Below are 18,731 nucleotides of genomic sequence, written 5' to 3'. Positions count from 1 at the left end.
ATTTAGCGTCCGTCTCTATCTTACTGATTCCAAACCAACGGTTATGATGAAATGATAGCCTTTGGGTTCGCGGGTTCAAGGGTTTGAATGCTTCTTTACCTGTGCTGATTGCCTGATTTAAGGGTTATACCATTGAAATTGCCCCATAGAGCTTATCTGCAAGTTCATTCTAATGGCCAGGCTTTATCCCATGCCTTGGCCTGGTTTGAAGAGCTTAAGCCTCCCTCCCTACCCATTCCTAAAGACACCTGGATTGAGTGTCAAACTGCATTTTATGAAGGATTAACCAATGCTGTTCGACATGCCCATCATCATTTGGCTAAAGATACGACTATTGATATTGAAGTGATCTTAGCTGCTGATTCAATCACCATATCGATTTGGGATTATGGCCAAGGCTTCGATATTGAGCAATGGCTCAGAACCCAACCTCGCCCAACTCCTGACCAGGAAGGGGGACGGGGTTGGTTTATGATGTCCGATATCGCCGATCGCCTCAGCTATACTCATACAGAGGATCGACGCAATTGTTTGAAGTTAATTAAATACTACTAGAGCAGCTAGAGCAGCAAGCTTTAAAATTGGGGCGGATCAAGTGTAGTGCCATATCTCAGCTAGTCTCCAAAACACCAGATAAATAAGGAGACGATGAGGGTTATCAGTAGCCAAGGGGAAAGAGAGAGGCTTTTCAAAAGACTGATGGCTTCTAGTGCTATGAGTTCACTGCCGAAGTATCCGGCCATTAAGACGATGAGCAAAATCAGGATGGGCATTGATTGCTTTTAGGTTCAGGAAAAGATGACTCGATTTCACTTTAACTTAACGCCAATCGCTTGGGTAAACTGGCCACTAAACGTTAAGATCTACAATGATCTGTTTGATGAAGCGTTGGATACTTTCAATCGTGCTAAGTAATCTTGTTGCTGACTTCCGTATCATCTTCGATCGCGATCCCGCTGCCCGAAATTGGCTGGAAGTCCTGTTTTGCTACCCTGGACTACAAGCGCTACTGTTTTATCGCTTGGCCCATTGGCTCCATGTACTGGGACTTCCGTTTATTCCCCGGCTGATTTCCCATCTGGCTCGTTGGTTTACGGGTATTGAAATTCACCCAGGAGCGACCATTGGTCAAGGAGTCTTTATTGACCATGGTATGGGTGTGGTGATTGGAGAGACGGCGATCGTCGGAGACTATAGTCTAATCTATCAAGGGGTAACTCTGGGCGGAACGGGTAAGGAAAGTGGTAAACGCCATCCTACCCTGGGCGAAAATGTAGTGGTGGGTGCGGGAGCTAAGGTTCTCGGTAATTTGTTAATTGGAAATAATGTCCGCATCGGTGCGGGATCGGTGGTCTTGCGGGATGTCCCTTCCGATTGTACGGTGGTTGGTATTCCAGGACGTATTGTTTATCGTTCTGGGGTTCGGGTTAATCCCCTAGAACACGGACGACTGCCAGATGCGGAAGCAGAGATGATTCGCACTTTGGTAGACCGAATTGAGCAATTGGAAGAACAGGTGCATTCGCTTCAGGAAAGTAAGGGCGTTAGCCTAGAGAGCCAAGGTGTTAGTTCAGCGAGTTGGGATTCCTGGAATCAGTCTGTTGTGCAGGAGGAGGAATTAGAGTCCCCATCCCATCGCTCTAATTACAGCAATTGTGCCCTGAAGGATCGAGCGCTTGAAGAGTTTTTAGATGGATCGGGGATTTGAAGCAAGGAGTCATGGGCGATCTCTTAAGGATTGAGGGATCGCTCGCTCCAATCACCATCCGGTTGCAACTGATAGTGTATCCTTTGTGGAGGAGACTCTTGTAAATCAACAAGATCGACTTCAATGGGCTGGAATAGGACTAGGACAAAATTGGGTAAGGGAGTCTCAGGATTGGGATACGTTCCTGGAAAACCGTTTTTGTCTCGGTTGGTTCCACAAGCGGGCCAGGTAAATTGTTGCCGAGTGGCATCCGAGAGCTGTTGCCAAACTTGGCTTCTTTTTGACAGAAGAAAAGAATTATCAGTATTTTCATCAATACAAGTGGTTTGGGCTGAAATCCTAAATTGCTGGCGTGTGAGGCTGAAATACCAACAAATTTCGGCCCAAGGACTGTGATGCAATTGATGTATTTTATCGCTGCGGTTATCAGTGACGATTTGGAGTTGATGGGTGGAGTCGAGAAATCCTCGAAATACAACACTCCGATTGGCGGGTTTCCCGTTGGAGCGGATGGTAGCCAATTGAAAGTAACGGGATTCTGGACGATCTCGGCGATCCTTTAAGGCTTGCTCTAGGAGCGATCGCCAGGGGGGACGATGGGAAAATGAGGCGGACATAGGGAAAGGAAGACACGGAAAATGGGATTATTTTAGCGAATTTATGGCGATCTGAGGCTCCATCATCCATCTATTATTGGCAGCAGATATCAATTGGAGCTAAACCCGTTGAGGTTATACAAGCCTGTTGTTTAATTTGGTCTTGACATTCAGGAACGGATAAACGTTGACCCATAGCGATGACTAAAGCTTGATAGGCCTCCCACTGGTTTTCAATTAAGGTTCGGGCTTGTAATTTAGCCCATTTTTGCTTAGGGGTAAAATCAACAGTTGTAGGGGAATAGAGTTTCAAGAGCATGTTGAGGTTTTGTCGGTCATCTGCTCCGCCTTCAGCATTACCATGAACGAGTTCTTCGGCTGCAACACCGGCCATCCATAGGAGACAATAGCGGTCGATCCATTGTTGGGTGAGAGCTGTGGATTTAAGTTGTTCAGTTATGGCTTCTCGATCGAAACTTACGCCTGCTTGTCCTCGTTGCCCCGCTCTCAGGGCTTCCCAGGGATTGAGGGTATAGCCAGTAATGGGAATATCGAGAAGAGTAGCGACGAGAAAATGACCGGCTTCGTGGTGTAAGAGGCGATCGCGATATGCAGGCGATAAACTGGCAATTAAGCCTAACCCTAGATTACTGCCTTGGCCTTGCCATTGGAGGCTATCGATCGCCATAAATCCCAAAATTCCAAAGGCTATTATTGCTGGAATTGCTGGATTTAAATGGATTATGGGCCCCAATAGACTCGACAGGGTTAGGGTAAAAACGGCGATCGCGATCAAATTTAAGCTCAGTTGATTCATGAATTTCTCTCGATAACGAATAATTTCTCCTTATTCCTCTGATGCTTCGTCAATCTTGAACTCCTCTCGCGCTTTATAAAACGTTTCCAAACTATGGCGATCGCCGACAAAACGCCAGTGCCAGGGTTCATAGCTAATGCCTTGAGGATTATTCCGGGGAAAGGACAACTCAAAACTATAATAAGCGGCATTTTCTTCTAACCACTTAAAAGCAGAAGTATTCTCAAACTCTGGAGAAAAATCAACTGCCGGTACATAGCCATCGCCAATATCGATGGCATACCCAGTATGATGCTCACTATAACCTGGAGGAGCGCTTACTTCTGCCCGTTGAGTTGCGACTTGTCCCCGTTGAGCTTTAACGTCAAAAAATAAATACTCCTGATCGTTTAAGCTACGAAAGGCAGACAAAGGAACCAACACCACTCCATCTCTTTGGGCTGCATTCACCATCTGTTGGAACTTAATCGCTGCCATTTTTCGTAATTGTAAACTACCATCAGCGGTAATCGCCATTAAGTCATCCACTGGGGCTTCTTCATAAGCCAAATGACCGAGTAAGTTCCCCTGATCGGGCGTTGTTGGGTTGTCAGCTTCTTCAGCTCCATCTTCACCCAACTCGTTGGTTTCTGTGGCTGAGGATAGGGGAACTCTAGACTCTGAGGCAGTGTTTGGGGTAAGGAAATTACTGCTGAAAATGAAAATACCGGTGCTGAGGGCGATCGCCACTCCTGCAAATCCGATCCACATTCCGCGCCCAGAACCCGATGAAGCAGCTTCTTGCACCTCAGCCACCGGTACAGGAGTATCCCGTAAAGCTTCTGGGATATCATCGGTAATTACTTCTTCCTCCTGGGAGGTGAAAAAATTGGGTAGATTTTCACTCATCGGTGACTTACTCCAACACGGAATTATTCTTCTTAACCTTACCAAAGATTAGGGATTTAGATCCAAATCAAGATAATTAAAGCACAAAAACACACGGACAAATTGATGCTTTTAGGGCGAATTTCGAGCGACCTAGAGCGATCCAAATCACTTGAGAAGAGCGATATCAATCACAGTTAAAATGCTAGATATCGTTGATAGTAAAGTGAAGATGACTCGTGTATGGACTGATTATGTTAAGAAAACACCAAATCCTACCTGGAGCGATATCCGAAATTCTAGTTTCTGCACGAGAAACGGGGGTGTTAACTCTGGCCGATCGCTATGGTCTTATGGCTGCTACCTTAGATGAACACTTAACGGAAGAAGATGAGCGATCGATGAATCGGTTATTGCGATCGGTGATCAAAGGAAAAGTGAAGATCAGCCCTGAAATTTCGGCGGTTTATTATCCTCCTTACCCCACGTTATTTCATCGCACCAATGCGGTTTATGTCTCCCCCAAGTCTTCTGTCGCCTGAGAATTCATGTGAGTTTGTTTTTCGGCTTCTAGTTTAGGTTGAATATAAAGATTTTCCAAGAGGGTTGCCCCCCCTGCCACCCAAGGGGGCACAATTAAGGCCCCAATAATTCCTAAGACTTGAGTTCCACCAAGGACGGCTAGTAATTGATAGAGAGGATGAACGCCTACCGATGAGCCAACCAGGAAGGGATCGAGAATATAGGTTTCTAGATTTTGAATAATCACAAAAAATAATAACACCCATAAGAATGCCCAGCCCCCGGAAGCGATCGCCACGACGAGGGCGGGAATAGCGCCTAAAACTGGGCCGATAAAGGGGATTAGGTTGGTGACTCCGGCGATCGCTCCTAAACCGAGGGAAAATTCACGTAATCCCAGGATACCCAAGCCTAGAGTCGTGAAAATGCCTAGGATAAAAGAAACGACTAACCGACCGCGAATATAGCTACCCATACGGTAACTAATAGTGGGAATTTGGCCCGCAACCTTGGTGTCCCAAGGTTCAGGAAGTAGACGCACCAAACTATTAATTAAAGTTTGGCTATCGGCGACCATATAACCGGAAATAAAGAAAGATAAAATTAAGCTAAAAACTCCTCCAATAATGCCTCGCGTAATGCTATACGATCGCAGTACCAATTGTTGACTTGAGCGGATCAGCCAACTGGTGATTTGTTGAAAATCTACAAGTTCAAGGAGTTCAGGAGGTGTATTTGTCCAATTGTTGAGTGAATCTTCCGCTAATTGTAAGAGGACATCAGCATAGGAGGGGAGTTTTTGCAGCAAACGCTCAATTTGCTGAAAGACAGTTGGGCCGATTAATAAGCCCAGACCTGTTAATCCAAAAAGCAGGGTAAGATAAACTAAAATTACACCTAACCATCGGGGAATGCGTAAGTGTTCCGCCGCATCTACTAAGGGAGCAATAGAAGCGGCAAGCACAATCGAAATCATTAACAAAAGCACGAGTCCCCGTAATTGCCAAAATAAGACAATTAACAAAACCGAGAGTAGGGTTAATAGGAACGTGGATAGGGAAAAAGCAATCCGTTGTTCGCGCATAACTAGGGAATAGGGAATAGGGAATAAGGAATAGGGAATAGGGAATCGAAAAAACCCAATTTTCCCGCTTTAGGACGTTAATTGCGATGCCATTGGGTGATGCCACCGGGTTGATCGATCAGGATAATGCCTTGGCTTTGTAAGTCATCGCGAATACGATCGGCTTCGGCAAAGTTTTTGGCTTTGCGGGCGGCTTGGCGAGCGGAGATTGCTTCTTCAATTTCGCGATCGCTCAGTTGCGATCCTGGAGACTCAGGTGTTCCCTCCGGTTCCACTTCTAACCCCAACACTTGAGAGAGGGTAACTAAGGTTTTCCATTGTCGATATAACTGCTCTGGATCGACCTCCGTTTTACCTTCATGAACCAAGCGATTATTTTCTCGGTTCAATCCTTTGGCTAATTCAAATAATACGGCTAATCCGCCTGATGTATTCAGGTCATCATCCATCGCACTGTTGAAAATCGCCACACTTTCGGGGTTGAGATCTTCCCGGTTGACTCGCTTGTTGAGATCCCATGCCCAGGTTGACCCCTGTTTATAGCCAAAGGATAATCCCTCTTTGAGGGTATTCCAAGCACTTTGAGCCGAGGCGATCGCCTCCGCGGTAAAATCAATCGGTTTACGGTATTGGGCCTGAAGCACAAATAACCGGAGTGCCATTGGTTCTGGCCCCTCTTCCAAGTCCAACAAATCCCGAATCGTCGTAAAATTACCCAAAGATTTGGACATTTTTACCCCATTCACCGTCACAAACCCATTGTGTAACCAATAGTGAGCCAAGGGTTGACCCGTCACTACTTCCGACTGCGCGACCTCATTCTCATGGTGGGGAAACACCAGATCTGCACCCCCACAATGGATATCAATCGTCTCTCCAAAACACTCCCGTATCATTGCCGAACATTCAATATGCCATCCAGGGCGACCTTTTCCCCAGGGAGAGTCCCAACTCGGTTCATCGGGTTTTGCGCTTTTCCATAGGGCAAAGTCAAAGGGGTCTTTTTTCTTTGTGTCTTCTGCACTTTCTCCTACTCTTCCCGATGCTCCCGCTTGCATCTGGTCAAACTTGCGCCCGGAGAGCTTCCCATAGTCCTGAAACTGATGTACTTGGTAATAGACATCGCCCTCGGAAGCATAGGCATATCCTTTGGCTTCTAATTCATGGATCAGGCGTAAAATGCCATCCAGGGTATGGGTTGCCCTGGGATATTCATCGGCTTCCAGGACATTGAGGCGAGCCATATCCTCAAAGTAGGTTTGGGTATATTTTTCAGAGACTGCTTCCATGGTTAACCCAGTTTCTCTAGCACGTTTGAGAATCTTATCGTCAATATCGGTAAAATTCTGTACGTAGCGTACTTGATAGCCTCGCCATTGCAAATAGCGCCGCAGGGTATCCCAAGCAATGTAAGACCGTGCATGACCGAGGTGACAGTAGTCATAAACGGTGACTCCACAACAATAAATCCGTACTTTCCCTGGTTCTAGGGACTCGAAGGGTTGTTTACTGCGCGTGAGGGTATTGGTCAACGTTAGGGTCATGGGGCGATTGCACACTCTTTAAGGGGTCAGCCCTCATCATACCAAATCTGGTTTTATTCCCGCGATCGCAGAGAAAACAATCAAGGGGTCGTTGGTGGAATAACTTGAACATAGGGATAATTGAGTATTTTCCGATCAATCGTCACAATAGAAGCATCAGATAATCTGGCTGTGGCAACAATGATTCTATCTGCTGGATCTTTGTGAAAATCACCGGGTGAGGATTATTTACTTACAATTCCAAGTTAATACATAATCCAATCCGTAAACTGTAGAATTCATAGACCGTCAAGCGATCGCCCTAAAGTAGACCTCGATAGCGGATAAACACTAGAATCACTGCCCATGAGCCTAAAGCCACTTTTAGGGCAACTAAGATATTCAGAACCGGAATCATACCACCGCTTAGGAGTGTACCTAACTCTCCTTGGGGGAGTTGTAGACCGACTAATACGATCGCGGCTAATACAATAAAGACTAAAACGGAAATCTTTTCCCAGGTGGATGCTCTCCAACGTTCATAAATCTCTTCCATCCGTTCGGAAGGCGAGGTAATCGCAATTAAACCGATCGCCGTTCCACCCGCGACACCGGCAGCAAATCCGCCTCCTGGACTCAGATGGCCTCGGATGGCTAACTCGATACAGACCAAAGCGGATATAGTTGCACCTAAACGAGCTAAAACGATCGAAGGTTGGTCGGTAAACTGGCGAACTATGGCTGAAGGTTGCTCATTGGCTAATAAGAATTTTGCTCCCATAATGGCGATCGTAAACACCACTACTTCAAATATCGTATCGTAGATCCGATTTCTAAAGATAATTCCGGAAACAGCGTTGGGGATGCCACTATCTGCAACCACAGACTCGACAATCGAAATCTCGCCCCCCTCGAATGTGGGATCTTGCATCACTAACATTTTGACTAAAAAGATAATGCCTGCTACCAAATAAAGCCATTTCATCTGCTGTTTTTCCTCCACGGATCGCCATTTCGCTTGAACTTTGCCATGAATTGGTCAAGGGGCCCCTTGTTCGTCTTTTGCCTAACCCTACACATGATTTTTCATCGATAAACTGGTTACTTCACTGGGTAATTCAGTCTGCATAATCTCATAAAGTCGCTCTACCCGAATGGTTGTATGGTAGGGTTTTGTCTCTTGACTGGCTGAAGAGGAAATACAAGTGGCGTGAATTTCCTTATCCATCAGCGCCTGATGTAGACTGGCATCATCGCTATAGGAAACCAGATCTAGGCGCATATGATATTTATCTAAGGTTTTCTGTAAGCTGTTAATTAAGGCTTCAAATTGGGGATTTTCCTTCTCCATGTCTTCAGAAATCGTGCCCAGACGCATCACTAAAGACGATCGCACAGCTACCGCATATAAAGTAATGGCTAACATTGTCCCCACTAGAGCTTCTGTTAAGGCCACATCTGCCCCACCTAACACGGCATACACCAGTGCTGCTACAGCTCCCAAGATCCCCCGAATGACTAGGGCATGGTAGGGATTCTTTTGCAGAACCACTAGACCTGCGGCTAATGGCAATAGGGCAACAATTAATAATAGAGAGATATCAGTCGTCATCATTTCCCCCACTGGAACAAGAGGCTAAAACATATCCTATCGGTAATAGAGAGATTATGGCACTCAAATACAACAATCATTGCCAAACCATCCAGAATAGAAACAACAACATTAAATTCATCATGCCGATCAGATGGTCAAGCGTTTCGAGCGTCTGAGGGAGTTTAACGGTTGAGTTACGAAAGATGATGAAGTAGGCAAGCCAACCCAGGGCGATCGTGACGAGGGGTTTGGCTATGTTTGCCAGGGTATAGGTCTGATAATTAAAGGCGTTTGCGCCGATGAGTCCACTGATTAAAATGACCACTGCCAACCAGAAACCGATGGATAGCTTTTGAGTGTCCTCTTCTGACCTTTCATGGGGCAAAAAGATGAATTGTCCATAGACGGTTGCTGTTCCCACGGCAGCGCAACTCATGCCCAGCATTTGCCAAGGGATCAGGTTTTTCAGGGTTAGGACTTTAGCGCCAAAACCGGCAAGTAGGGGACAACCACAGATGGATAAACTTGCCAAGTTGAGGGCGATCCACAGGGAATTGGCCATGGGTTTTTGTTGCAATTCTTTTAGGTTACGACTGGGTAAGTTACCCCCAATTAGGAATAGGGCAGATTTGGCCAGTCCGTGGGTAAGAGCATATAATCCTCCCACTTCCGGGGCTACAAGGACAAAGCCCAATTGGGAAATTGTACTCAAGGCTAACATGCGTTTGATGTCTTTTTCAAATAGGGCATACCCTACACCTAATAGGGCAGTAGCTACGCCAAAGAAGCGTATGATGGGGTCAATTTCTTCTAAAGTCAGGGCGCAGCGCACTAGGGGAAAGGCTGCAGTTTTGACGACGACTCCTGAGAGGATGGCAGAAACAGGGGTTTCTGATTCTGAGTGTGTCAGGGGTAACCAGAATCCGGGGACAAAGATACCGCCTTTGGCTAGAAGTGCGAGGAAGATCAGGGCAATGGCTTCAGCGGGAGCGTTGATTAAACCGGTTAAAGCGAAGGAGTTGTTTGCTTTATAGACGAGGATGGCTCCAACTAAGTACAAGAGCATGACGGTATTACTAAGCAATAGATACCGCAGTCCTATCCAGATGGCGCGATCGCTTCTTGGATAGGAAATCAGCAGAAATGCGGCGATGGTCATCACTTCTATGCCGACATAGATACTCAGCCAGTCAGCACAGACAAAGACTGAGTTGATACTGCCCTGTAAAACCATAAGCTGAGTATAAAAGAAGGCGCTTTTGTTACTCCGCCAACAGTAGAGCAGCACCGCTACACAGACGAAAGCATTAGTTAAGATAAAGAAGGCACTCTGTTGATCGGCGATCAGGGTAACTCCGAAATTATCGAGCAATTCCAGGACAATGGGTTCGGGTTGCTGAAATACGAAGGTCGCATAGGCAAACGAGACTAGGGTCGTCCCAAAGGCCAGAAACCAATCGAGCCTTGGTAGGAGATAAATTCCTAAGCCAACAATCAAAGGGAGGAGAAGCCAAGCGATTGTGAGGATGGTCATGGTGTGTAGTTTTTCCCAATCTCCTTGGTTTCTAATAATGCCACCGGTACGGACCCATTATGATGTTATGTATAATACCCAATCTACCAGAGTGGAAAATAACCAGAAAAGGCCAGAGGGTCATGATTAAATATCACTCGTCATCATTTCCCCCACTGGAACAATAGGCTAAGACATATCCCAAAACGGTATTCCAAATGGCGAGAGAAATAATACCCAATACCAGTAAGGGCCATTCTCTGGGAATTTGCAGGAGCAAACCGATAATCATACTCATGGAACCGAGGGTATCAGCGACAGAGAGACTATGGAGTTTAAAGAGAACGGAGCGATCGCCAATTAAAGGAAAGGTTCCCCAAAACCAGAACACTATCCCCACTCCCATACAGATATAACTCAAGGTTGTAATCATCCCTCCCCCACTCGTTTAATTACATGAGCTAACAACATTAATGCTGCATTCCCTACACTTAAGATGATGATGCCAACCACACCTAGCATTAAATCATCGCGTAATACCGAGACAATTAAAATCATCATTGAAGTTTTGGTCGCAATGCTAGCAAAGGCCAACATTTTCTGCCAAATATCACTATCTTGACAAGCCTCATACATGGGAATTAACAGTGCAAAAATCATCAAAACCAAAATTACAGTCATCTTTTAAAAGTCTCCATCCCCATATCTCTAAGTCTCCCGATCTCTGTGTCTGTGCCTCCTTCGACTCCACTCAGGGAGCGTTTGTCTCTGTGCGTCCCCGCCTTCTTCGTCTCACCCAATGAACTTCATACGACCCCCTAGCGTGATACTTCACCACGATGGTTTTGGGGGTAAAGGTAATTACGAAAATATCTAAAAAGATCAATCCGGGAGTCCGGTTGGGTTTAACTTGCTCCAGGGTGGTTTCTTCTTCTTGATGGGGACGAACCATCAACTCGATCGCTTCTATATAAGCTTGAGGAATGGCGACCGCAATCTCCCAAAGAGCGTGTAACCAATCTTTGAGGACTGCTCCAGCAGTCACCGATCGCGGTAAGATCAACGCCACTGCTATACCAATAATGATATTAGCCCGGCTCAGATCGGAGGTGAGCAAAAACCAGATGGTCAATCGTAGTATCAGATCCAGATATCCAATCATGCCCACACCATCCAGAACAGCAGCAACAACATTAAACTCATCATCCCCATGAGATGATCGAACTGTTCCAGCATTCGGGGCAGTTTGACCGTTGCGTTGCGGAAGATGAGAAAGTAGGCAACCCAACCGAGGGCGATCGTCACCAGGGGTTTAACAATATTGGTTAGGGTATAGGCTTGATAATAGACTACGTTTGCTCCCACCAGTCCTCCAATCAAGACCACGACAGCTAACCAGAAGCCAATGGATTGCTTTTTATCCTCTTCTTTTGCCGCTTGATGGGGTAGAAAGATGAGTTTGGCAAAGGAAATAGAGGTTCCCAAGGCAGCAATATTCATGCCGATGATTTGCCAAGGCATTAGGGTTTTCATCGTGAGGACTTTCGCGCCAAAACCGGCAAGTAGGGGAAAACCGGAGATGGAAAAACTGGCCAGGGTTAAGGCAATCCACATGCGATTGGGAATGGGTTTATGTTTCAATTCTTTTAGATTACGACTCGGTAAATTCCCTCCAATTAGGAAAAGGGCAGATTTCACCAATCCGTGGGTGAGGGCATAGAATCCTCCGACTTCGGGGGCTGCGAGGATAAAGCCCAATTGGGAAATGGTGTGAAAAGCTAACATCCGTTTGATGTCTTTTTCAAATACGGCATAGCCAACTCCCAATACGGCAGTGCCCACGCCAAAGAAGCGCACGATGGGTTCAATGTCTTCTAACATCAGGGCACAACGTACGAGGGGAAAAACGCCTGCTTTCACCACTACCCCTGAGAGCATCGCAGAAACGGGGGTTTCGGATTCCGAGTGCGTTAGGGGTAACCAGAGTCCAGAGATAAAAATACCGCCTTTGGCAAGCAATCCGAGGAAAATTAAGGCAATGGCTTCGGTTGGAGCATTGCTTAGGCCAACAAAAGCAAAGGAGTTGTTGGCTTGATACACTAGGATTGCTCCCACAAGATAGAAGAGCATAGCCACATTACTGACAAATAGATAGCGTAGCCCTACCCAAATGGAGCGATCGCTTCTCGGATAAGTAATCAGGAGAAATGAGGCGATGCTAATGACTTCTAAGGCGACATATAAAGTAATCCAGTCCGCACAGATAAAGGCTGAATTTACACTACCCTGTAGGATGATGAGCTGAGTATAAAAAAAGTAACTTTTATTGCTTCGCCAACTGTAGAGCAACACTGCCATACAGACTAAGGCATTGGTTAAAACAAAGAAGCCAGTCTGGCGATCGGCGATCAGGGTTACCCCAAAACTATCCAGGAGTTCCAGGGGAATGGGTTCAGGTTGCCGAAATACAAATGTGGCATAGGCAAGGGAGACGAGAGTTGCCCCAAAGGCTAGAACCCAATCAAGCCTCGGTAGGAGGTAAATCCCTAATCCAACAATAAAGGGAAGTGCAAGCCAGGCGATAGTTAAAAAGTTCATGGTGTATAGTTTTTCTCAATCGCCTTGGTTTCTAATGTGGGGTTATCTTTTGCCAGTTTCATCACTCCCACAAGCATCAGCGCTTGAATCGAAAAGCCAATTACAATTGCCGTTAAAATCACTGCTTGTGGTACAGGATCGGCATATTCAACGGTTTTGGTGGGATCGAGAATAGGGGTAAACAGCCCTTCTCGTGAGGCGATGAAGATATAATAGGCGATCACTCCGGTACTCATTACGTCCATGGAGATGATCTTCATAACAAGGTTCTTTTTCAGGATAATGCCGAAAAATCCGAATAATAGGGTGATTAGGATGCAGGCTTGTAACATCGACAGGGCTTAGGGGGTCAGGGAAATGGGCTATGCTCTGGAAAGCTTTTTAATAAGAATACACAATTTCTGGTCGTTGAGAACCATTAGGGACTTAAGTTATTCGTAAGGAAAACCATTGGTTATCATTGATGTAGCGATGATGTAGCGATCGCCTCTCCATTACCGATTACCAAGACAAAACCCTTTTAAGGTAAACTCTATAAACCAATTGGTTCTCAATCTTGAAGCTTTTCCATGAGTACGCCCACCCTTCCTATTTCGCGAAAAAAGCTATGGTTAGCTGCCATTAAACCACCCATGTATAGTGTTGCTGTCATTCCCATTGGAGTAGGCAGTGCCGTTGCTTTTGCGGAAACAGGAAGCTTCAATTGGGCAATTTTTATCACTTTTATTACGGCAGCTATCCTCATTGTAGCCTGGCTGAACTTAACTAATGATGTATTTGACTCTGAAACGGGAATCGACGTTAATAAACACCATTCTGTTGTTAATTTAACCGGCAATAAGACCTTAGTCTTTTGGATCGCCAATGGACTCTTAGCGATCGCTGCCCTAGAATTGATCTTGATTGCCTGGTGGCAACATAATCCGATGATTCTAGAACTAATTGCCTTAGCGGTTTTTCTGGGCTATACCTATCAAGGACCGCCCTTTCGTTTGGGTTATTTAGGTTTAGGAGAAATCATCTGTTTTATTACGTTTGGCCCCTTAGCTGTTTCTGCTGCATATTACTCCCAACATGCCACTTGGTCAACTGCTAGCCTGAAGGCATCCATTATTATTGGCCTTACCACCAGTATTATTTTATTCTGCTCCCATTTCCATCAAGTGGAAGACGATATCGCCGCTGGAAAACGCTCTCCCATTGTCCGTATTGGTACAACAAAAGGCGCTCAACTGCTGTTGGCTGCTTGTGTAGCTGTTTTTGCGGCGATCGCCCTTTTCACTATTGAAGGATATTTCCCCCAATGGGCAGCCTTAAGTTTCCTCAGTATCCCCGTTGCCGTGCAACTATGTCACCATGTTCTAACTTATCATGACCAACCGGAACAAGTGAAAAACTGCAAGTTTATTGCCGTTAATTTTCACTTTATCAGTGGAGTTTTATTGGGTTTAGGATTTATTTTAGGATAGGTGATATAGCTTTGAATCATATGTAGTTAATAATTTTCGTTTACCAAATTGATTCCAGATTTAATATAAATCCAGGTAAAACTGTCTCTCCAGACAACCGATCTGGAGCGTCTAACACTTCAACTTCTTGATTCGGACGATAAACTTCCACTTTCCGCGATAAAGGAATAATAAGCCAGGCTAAACGAGTGCCATTGTCTAGATATTCTTGCATTTTCTGTTGCGTCACTTTTAAACTGTCACTTGGGGACAGTAATTCGATCGCAAAATCTGGACACAAGGGAAGAAACTTCTGCTGTTCTGCTGCGGTTAACTGTTGCCAACGCTCTAAGGGTATCCAAGCAACATCTGGAGAGCGTTCTGCATCGTTGGGTAACTTAAAGCCAGTAGAGGAATCGAAAACTATACCCAGTCTGCTTTGCCCATTCCATACCCACAGTTGTGCTGTGATTGCGGCATTACACTTTCCTGTTTCTCCTCCTGTTGGTGACATGATAATTAAATCTCCATTGGCATTGCGCTCAAATTGCAAGTTCTGATTGTCCTGACAGAGTTGGAAAAATTGCTCGTCAGTCATTGTAATCGAGTCTAAGTTGAGTGTATAAGCCGTCATAGTGTGTCGAGGGTGAGGAATGGGTAATCGACGAACTGTTGTTTGAATCGTTATAAACTAAACTTCACATAATCGCTCAACCAAGCAATCACTTCTTCTCCTAAGCGCACGTCATTTAAGCGGTCAATTTCCCGAATACCGGTGGGACTGGTGACATTAATTTCCGTCAAATAGCCGCCAATGACATCTAATCCAACAAAATAGAGGGCATTTTGCTGTAAAACTGGGGCTAATTGGGAACAAATCTCTTGTTCTCGGTCGGTGATTTCTGTCTTTTCTACTTCTCCACCGACGGCCATATTATTGCGGAATTCTTCAGTTCGGGACACCCGATTGACTGCACCAATCGGCTCTCCATTGAGGAGAATAATTCGTTTATCTCCGTCCTTGGCTGCTGGTAAAAATTGCTGTACCATCACTGGTAATGTCCCGTTTTGGGTACTGAGTTCAATCAGGGAGTTGAAATTGCGATCGCCGCTCTCCAATATCAGAATCCCTTCCCCCGCTTTGCCTCCCAGGGGTTTCATGATTGCTTTTCCGTGAGTTTGGACAAACTCGCGAATGGCGGTTTTATCTGCTGTTACCTGGGTTTCGGGGATCAAGTGGGGAAATTGGAGCGCATACATTTTTTCATTGGCATTGCGCAACGCTTTGGGATTATTCAACACCAGGGTTTTTTGCGGGTCAACATAATCTAAAATATAGGTGGCATATAAATAGGAAATCGTCACGGGTGGATCGGTGCGCATAAACACTGCATCCATCTCTTCTAGGGGACGAACAACTGGGTTTTCGACTTGAAACCAGGGATGAGTCGCCACCCAATGATCTTCTTTTAATTCGACTGGGGTTAAGTGGAGCGGAGATAGTTTTGCCCAAGCTTTACCGGATCTGACTTCTAAGTCTTGAGCTTCAGTAATCCAAACGTGATGGCCTAGTTTTTGAGCGGCTTCCATCATCGCCACACTGGTATCATGGCAAGGATCGAGGCGGTGAATGGGGTCGATAATGAAGGCAAAATCCATGGTTTTCAATTAATCATTAAAAATTGGGTTAGTTAGGGAGTTCGGAAACTTGGGGGGAAGTTTGGCCGATTTTGGGTTCGGTTCCGGCTAAGAGGCGTTCGATATTGCTGCGGTGTCGCCAAATGACGTATAAGCCGCCCATAATGCCAAAGATTTCATAGGCGAGGGGTTGGTGGAAGGCTGCCATGAGGGCAGAGACGGCGATCGCCGCACTCATTGAGCCGAGTGATACAATTCGAGTAATGCCAATGATGCTGCCAAACACGGCAAAGGTGAGCAAACCCACCGGCCAATATAAAGCTAACAATACCCCTAAACTGGTGGCGGCTGATTTTCCTCCTTTACTCAAGGATTTTCCTTCGGGTTGATTCCAGATTAACCAAATGGATAAACTATGGCCAAACAGGGCTAAAAATCCGGCTAACACTACTATCCAGGATTGCCCTTGCTCATCTAAAGTCAAAATCTGCCATTGATAGGCAAAGCGCACGAGAAAAATTGCCGCTACTCCTTTCAGAACGTCCACCAATAGCACGGTTAACGCCGCACCTTTGCCTACTATTCGCAATACATTGGTTGCGCCGGTGGAACCCGAACCCGATTCGCGAATATCAATGCCTTTGAGTGCTTTGGTTAACCAATATCCCGTGGGAATAGAACCCAACAAATAAGCCCCAATCAAGACACCAACGGCGATCGCCCCTTGCATACCTTCACCTCTTTCTCGATCTACTTTATCTAACGTTCTCATCCCACTGTTCCCTTCGACTCCGCTCAGGGAACAGGGAAACCTTACCAATTATCAATCATCGGGGGTGCTTCCGGATTCGGTGCAAAGGCCAACCATAGGGGAAACTGCAACATCGACACGCTCACTTTATCCTCAGACTCATCAATAATAATCAGAGGCAGTTGCTTCTGTTGGGTAATTCGGTCTGCTTTTACGGCTAAGGGTTCAGGTGCTTCAAACATAGTAATCCCTCTGTCCGAGCTAAAATCCATGCGAGAGATACCCAAACAATCCTGTAAACCCCGTCGCCATTCGCCCAAGCGCTCTGGAGTATTGACTAAAATCAACGGTCTGAGGCGATCGCCATATAAACTATAGACGACTGAAATTACCGCCGAGGATACCAAAATATTTTGTAGACGAGACCCCATGGTACGCACTGCACCCCGTCCCCCTTGGGTAAAGAACCACTGGGATACCCGTTCTGCATGGATGGGTTCAAATGTGCGCCGCAGTTGCCAAGCTGGGCCATAATAATCTGGACGGGTGCGATACTGATCCAATAGATGGCGAATTTGCCGCACTTGATCGCCAAACTTCGATTTGGCAAATTGGGGATTTTCTAATTCTGGGGGGCGTTCTGGTTCTCGACGCGATAAGGCTTCGCCTCGCTCGCGCGATCGCATAATCGGCACTTCCACTGGAGCGACGGGTTCGCGAGCCTCTGCCCCTAACTCTATATTTTCCGCCGCACTGGCCAAATCCTGCAAGCTACCGACCAAATAATCCTTAAAGCCTTGAACCCGGATAGCGAGATCCTGGGAAACGCCAGCGAAGCTCGTCCGCATTTCTGCACGGATGCGCTCTGCACGTCTTTCTAGTTTTTCGATCGTAATTTCTAGCTTATGTTTGCGATGTTCTAGCTCACTTAAACCCGCTTGTACCAATTGTCCCATGGCTGATTGCCGGGCTGCCAGTTGCTCTTGCAGGGTTTCGGCTTCCTGTCGCAGTTCCTCCACCTGGTTTTGCAGCGCTTGCTCAGTAAACCGCAGATCCTCAATCCGCGCTTGCCATTCATCCACTTCTTCATCCCTGGGGGGTTCCGAGTCTTGTTCCTCCACTCCTTCACCCTGATCTAGTTTATCTAGTCCCCCGTCTGTGGCTGCTATTTCTTCACGGGGTTCGGGATGATCGGGGGTTTTGGTATCAAGCTGAAGCGGAGGCAAGCTATCTCCCGTTTCACTCTTTTGATTTTCTATGGTTTCATCTTCTGTTTTCCGATCGCCATGGCGATCGCCATTTTCCTCAGTCTCTTGAGAGGCTGAGGGTTGAGGAACGTCAGATTCAGGAACGGGGGTTGAAGAGGTTTCGGGGTTGGAGTCCCAAGGATTCAATGGATCGGTATTCATCAGTTATTCATCAGTTCTACAGGTATTAACGAGAACGGGGACAGCGTTCTTCCAGAGTGCGCTTGAGGGTTGAATAGTCAAAGATTATGGGGACAAAATGGATGCTCTTCACTTCTTTGAAATAGAACAAGATGGGCAATTTGTCCCAGAAAATCTCCCAATTTTGCCAGTCTTGGTAAGGAAATTGGCGAATTTGTTTGTCGGAACGGTAAACCTCAAGAGCCGTTGGAGTAAAGGTGAGCCGGATAGTGGTGGTTTGTAGGGTTAAGAATAACCCAAAGAGGGCGATCGCCCCACCTAATCCAATTTGAACGGCTGCTAGAGGAATCGCCAACAGCACCAGCACCAAGGGTATTCGGTAACTGGGCTTGAGGGTAACCGTTTCTCGGGTGGTGCTTGAGGTTGAAGATGAAAAGGGAGTTGAAGTCATCGGAAGTTCTAAATCATCTATGGTTGACTATTTTATCGTGCCCTGGCTGGTAATGCCCCATCTTCCCCATCCCCGCGTCCCCGTGCTGATTTTTATCAGGGTGGACATCCGCAACCGGAGGATATTTTTTTACTGGTAGAGGTGGCAGATACAACGCTCCATAGTAGATGGGAGTTGAATTTTAGGACAGGACTGGAGATTGGGATTGGTTTTTGAGCATCTTTTGACGCAGG

21 protein-coding genes and 2 pseudogenes are annotated in these 18,731 nt (G+C 46.1%); 4 read left to right on the top strand and 19 right to left on the bottom strand.

Annotation, left to right across the window (positions count from 1 at the left end):
* Window positions 1-132: 132 nt before the first annotated feature.
* A complete protein-coding gene (locus AC3A14_RS00115) occupies window positions 133-555 on the top strand; it encodes an ATP-binding protein (protein ID WP_318719568.1) in 423 nt (140 codons plus the stop codon).
* A 349-nt stretch (window positions 556-904) separates the two neighbouring features.
* Window positions 905-1,708, top strand: a complete 804-nt coding sequence (gene cysE, locus AC3A14_RS00110) for a serine O-acetyltransferase (RefSeq protein WP_413039072.1) — start codon at window positions 905-907, stop codon at window positions 1,706-1,708.
* Between the two features lie 23 nt (window positions 1,709-1,731).
* Here cysE and AC3A14_RS00105 read toward each other — a convergent pair whose 3' ends face one another.
* The 3 genes from AC3A14_RS00105 to AC3A14_RS00095 form a co-directional block, all read right to left on the bottom strand.
* On the bottom strand, window positions 1,732-2,325 hold the full coding sequence (locus AC3A14_RS00105) for an Npun_F5749 family FMN-dependent PPOX-type flavoprotein (RefSeq protein WP_318700152.1): 594 nt from the start codon (window positions 2,323-2,325) through the stop codon (window positions 1,732-1,734).
* A 73-nt stretch (window positions 2,326-2,398) separates the two neighbouring features.
* On the bottom strand, window positions 2,399-3,121 hold the full coding sequence (locus AC3A14_RS00100) for a M41 family metallopeptidase (RefSeq protein ID WP_318700153.1): 723 nt from the start codon (window positions 3,119-3,121) through the stop codon (window positions 2,399-2,401).
* A 30-nt stretch (window positions 3,122-3,151) separates the two neighbouring features.
* Window positions 3,152-4,009, bottom strand: a complete 858-nt coding sequence (locus AC3A14_RS00095; protein ID WP_318731284.1) for a M15 family metallopeptidase — start codon at window positions 4,007-4,009, stop codon at window positions 3,152-3,154.
* 233 nt (window positions 4,010-4,242) lie between these two features.
* Here AC3A14_RS00095 and AC3A14_RS00090 point away from each other — a divergent pair.
* Window positions 4,243-4,458 (top strand): annotated as a pseudogene (locus AC3A14_RS00090) (hypothetical protein); the annotation flags it as partial.
* A gap of 41 nt (window positions 4,459-4,499) precedes the next feature.
* Here the strand turns inward: AC3A14_RS00090 and AC3A14_RS00085 are convergent.
* The 11 genes and pseudogenes from AC3A14_RS00085 to AC3A14_RS00035 all read right to left on the bottom strand — a co-directional run bounded on the left by AC3A14_RS00085 (window position 4,500) and on the right by AC3A14_RS00035 (window position 13,154).
* Window positions 4,500-5,594 (bottom strand): AI-2E family transporter, encoded by a 1,095-nt coding sequence (locus AC3A14_RS00085; RefSeq protein ID WP_318731286.1) that lies wholly within the window; start codon window positions 5,592-5,594, stop codon window positions 4,500-4,502.
* A gap of 77 nt (window positions 5,595-5,671) precedes the next feature.
* Window positions 5,672-7,138, bottom strand: coding sequence for a cysteine--tRNA ligase (gene cysS / locus AC3A14_RS00080; protein ID WP_318731287.1), 1,467 nt, complete (start codon window positions 7,136-7,138; stop codon window positions 5,672-5,674).
* Between the two features lie 80 nt (window positions 7,139-7,218).
* Window positions 7,219-7,356 (bottom strand): annotated as a pseudogene (locus AC3A14_RS00075) (type II toxin-antitoxin system VapC family toxin); the annotation flags it as partial.
* Between the two features lie 83 nt (window positions 7,357-7,439).
* Window positions 7,440-8,102: a Na(+)/H(+) antiporter subunit B gene (locus tag AC3A14_RS00070; RefSeq protein WP_318700158.1), complete on the bottom strand. Its 663-nt coding sequence runs from the start codon at window positions 8,100-8,102 to the stop codon at window positions 7,440-7,442.
* Between the two features lie 87 nt (window positions 8,103-8,189).
* The gene (locus tag AC3A14_RS00065; protein ID WP_318700159.1) at window positions 8,190-8,732 is read right to left on the bottom strand and encodes a DUF4040 domain-containing protein; all 543 of its coding nucleotides are present in this window, start codon (window positions 8,730-8,732) and stop codon (window positions 8,190-8,192) included.
* Window positions 8,733-8,805: 73 nt separating this feature from the next.
* Window positions 8,806-10,245 (bottom strand): cation:proton antiporter, encoded by a 1,440-nt coding sequence (locus AC3A14_RS00060; RefSeq protein WP_318731288.1) that lies wholly within the window; start codon window positions 10,243-10,245, stop codon window positions 8,806-8,808.
* Window positions 10,246-10,378: 133 nt separating this feature from the next.
* Window positions 10,379-10,657: a monovalent cation/H(+) antiporter subunit G gene (locus AC3A14_RS00055; protein ID WP_271939526.1), complete on the bottom strand. Its 279-nt coding sequence runs from the start codon at window positions 10,655-10,657 to the stop codon at window positions 10,379-10,381.
* A complete protein-coding gene (locus AC3A14_RS00050; protein WP_271939528.1) occupies window positions 10,654-10,905 on the bottom strand; it encodes a hypothetical protein in 252 nt (83 codons plus the stop codon). Before AC3A14_RS00050 ends, AC3A14_RS00055 begins: the two co-directional genes overlap by 4 nt.
* Before the next feature lie 70 nt (window positions 10,906-10,975).
* Window positions 10,976-11,386: a Na+/H+ antiporter subunit E gene (locus AC3A14_RS00045; protein WP_318731289.1), complete on the bottom strand. Its 411-nt coding sequence runs from the start codon at window positions 11,384-11,386 to the stop codon at window positions 10,976-10,978.
* On the bottom strand, window positions 11,383-12,822 hold the full coding sequence (locus AC3A14_RS00040; RefSeq protein ID WP_318731290.1) for a cation:proton antiporter: 1,440 nt from the start codon (window positions 12,820-12,822) through the stop codon (window positions 11,383-11,385). Before AC3A14_RS00040 ends, AC3A14_RS00045 begins: the two co-directional genes overlap by 4 nt.
* Window positions 12,819-13,154 carry a cation:proton antiporter subunit C gene (locus AC3A14_RS00035; protein ID WP_271939536.1) on the bottom strand — a complete coding sequence of 112 codons (336 nt, stop codon included), beginning with the start codon at window positions 13,152-13,154 and terminating at the stop codon, window positions 12,819-12,821. The genes AC3A14_RS00040 and AC3A14_RS00035 overlap by 4 nt, the downstream gene beginning before the upstream one ends.
* Window positions 13,155-13,391: 237 nt before the next feature.
* Between AC3A14_RS00035 and menA the strand changes: the two genes are divergently transcribed.
* Window positions 13,392-14,291: a 2-carboxy-1,4-naphthoquinone phytyltransferase gene (gene menA, locus AC3A14_RS00030; protein ID WP_318731291.1), complete on the top strand. Its 900-nt coding sequence runs from the start codon at window positions 13,392-13,394 to the stop codon at window positions 14,289-14,291.
* Between the two features lie 40 nt (window positions 14,292-14,331).
* On the opposite strand, the gene AC3A14_RS00025 is transcribed toward menA, so the two are convergent.
* The 5 genes from AC3A14_RS00025 to AC3A14_RS00005 all read right to left on the bottom strand — a co-directional run bounded on the left by AC3A14_RS00025 (window position 14,332) and on the right by AC3A14_RS00005 (window position 18,498).
* On the bottom strand, window positions 14,332-14,904 hold the full coding sequence (locus tag AC3A14_RS00025) for a Uma2 family endonuclease (protein ID WP_318700164.1): 573 nt from the start codon (window positions 14,902-14,904) through the stop codon (window positions 14,332-14,334).
* Between the two features lie 50 nt (window positions 14,905-14,954).
* Window positions 14,955-15,929, bottom strand: a complete 975-nt coding sequence (gene gshB, locus AC3A14_RS00020; protein WP_318700165.1) for a glutathione synthase — start codon at window positions 15,927-15,929, stop codon at window positions 14,955-14,957.
* A 28-nt stretch (window positions 15,930-15,957) separates the two neighbouring features.
* Window positions 15,958-16,638 carry a glycerol-3-phosphate 1-O-acyltransferase PlsY gene (plsY, locus tag AC3A14_RS00015; protein ID WP_413039073.1) on the bottom strand — a complete coding sequence of 227 codons (681 nt, stop codon included), beginning with the start codon at window positions 16,636-16,638 and terminating at the stop codon, window positions 15,958-15,960.
* Window positions 16,639-16,721: 83 nt separating this feature from the next.
* Window positions 16,722-18,068, bottom strand: a complete 1,347-nt coding sequence (locus AC3A14_RS00010) for a DUF3086 domain-containing protein (protein WP_318731293.1) — start codon at window positions 18,066-18,068, stop codon at window positions 16,722-16,724.
* Between the two features lie 25 nt (window positions 18,069-18,093).
* Window positions 18,094-18,498 carry a DUF3119 family protein gene (locus tag AC3A14_RS00005; protein WP_318731294.1) on the bottom strand — a complete coding sequence of 135 codons (405 nt, stop codon included), beginning with the start codon at window positions 18,496-18,498 and terminating at the stop codon, window positions 18,094-18,096.
* Between the last annotated feature and the right edge of the window lie 233 nt (window positions 18,499-18,731).

The sequence above is a fragment of the Roseofilum sp. genome (genome assembly GCF_982964205.1).
This window is presented reverse-complemented; position numbering and strand designations above follow the sequence as displayed.

What these genes read in the sequence shown, in the direction of transcription:
- AC3A14_RS00105 (WP_318700152.1), bottom strand. Translation starts at nt 2,325, where the DNA reads ATGTCCGCCTCATTTTCCCATCGTCCCCCCTGGCGATCGCTCCTAGAG.
- AC3A14_RS00100 (WP_318700153.1), bottom strand. Translation starts at nt 3,121, where the DNA reads ATGAATCAACTGAGCTTAAATTTGATCGCGATCGCCGTTTTTACCCTA.
- AC3A14_RS00095 (WP_318731284.1), bottom strand. Translation starts at nt 4,009, where the DNA reads ATGAGTGAAAATCTACCCAATTTTTTCACCTCCCAGGAGGAAGAAGTA.
- AC3A14_RS00085 (WP_318731286.1), bottom strand. Translation starts at nt 5,594, where the DNA reads ATGCGCGAACAACGGATTGCTTTTTCCCTATCCACGTTCCTATTAACC.
- cysS (WP_318731287.1), bottom strand. Translation starts at nt 7,138, where the DNA reads ATGACCCTAACGTTGACCAATACCCTCACGCGCAGTAAACAACCCTTC.
- AC3A14_RS00070 (WP_318700158.1), bottom strand. Translation starts at nt 8,102, where the DNA reads ATGAAATGGCTTTATTTGGTAGCAGGCATTATCTTTTTAGTCAAAATG.
- AC3A14_RS00065 (WP_318700159.1), bottom strand. Translation starts at nt 8,732, where the DNA reads ATGATGACGACTGATATCTCTCTATTATTAATTGTTGCCCTATTGCCA.
- AC3A14_RS00060 (WP_318731288.1), bottom strand. Translation starts at nt 10,245, where the DNA reads ATGACCATCCTCACAATCGCTTGGCTTCTCCTCCCTTTGATTGTTGGC.
- AC3A14_RS00055 (WP_271939526.1), bottom strand. Translation starts at nt 10,657, where the DNA reads ATGATTACAACCTTGAGTTATATCTGTATGGGAGTGGGGATAGTGTTC.
- AC3A14_RS00050 (WP_271939528.1), bottom strand. Translation starts at nt 10,905, where the DNA reads ATGACTGTAATTTTGGTTTTGATGATTTTTGCACTGTTAATTCCCATG.
- AC3A14_RS00045 (WP_318731289.1), bottom strand. Translation starts at nt 11,386, where the DNA reads ATGATTGGATATCTGGATCTGATACTACGATTGACCATCTGGTTTTTG.
- AC3A14_RS00040 (WP_318731290.1), bottom strand. Translation starts at nt 12,822, where the DNA reads ATGAACTTTTTAACTATCGCCTGGCTTGCACTTCCCTTTATTGTTGGA.
- AC3A14_RS00035 (WP_271939536.1), bottom strand. Translation starts at nt 13,154, where the DNA reads ATGTTACAAGCCTGCATCCTAATCACCCTATTATTCGGATTTTTCGGC.
- menA (WP_318731291.1), top strand. Translation starts at nt 13,392, where the DNA reads ATGAGTACGCCCACCCTTCCTATTTCGCGAAAAAAGCTATGGTTAGCT.
- AC3A14_RS00025 (WP_318700164.1), bottom strand. Translation starts at nt 14,904, where the DNA reads ATGACGGCTTATACACTCAACTTAGACTCGATTACAATGACTGACGAG.
- gshB (WP_318700165.1), bottom strand. Translation starts at nt 15,929, where the DNA reads ATGGATTTTGCCTTCATTATCGACCCCATTCACCGCCTCGATCCTTGC.
- plsY (WP_413039073.1), bottom strand. Translation starts at nt 16,638, where the DNA reads ATGCAAGGGGCGATCGCCGTTGGTGTCTTGATTGGGGCTTATTTGTTG.
- AC3A14_RS00010 (WP_318731293.1), bottom strand. Translation starts at nt 18,068, where the DNA reads ATGAATACCGATCCATTGAATCCTTGGGACTCCAACCCCGAAACCTCT.
- AC3A14_RS00005 (WP_318731294.1), bottom strand. Translation starts at nt 18,498, where the DNA reads ATGACTTCAACTCCCTTTTCATCTTCAACCTCAAGCACCACCCGAGAA.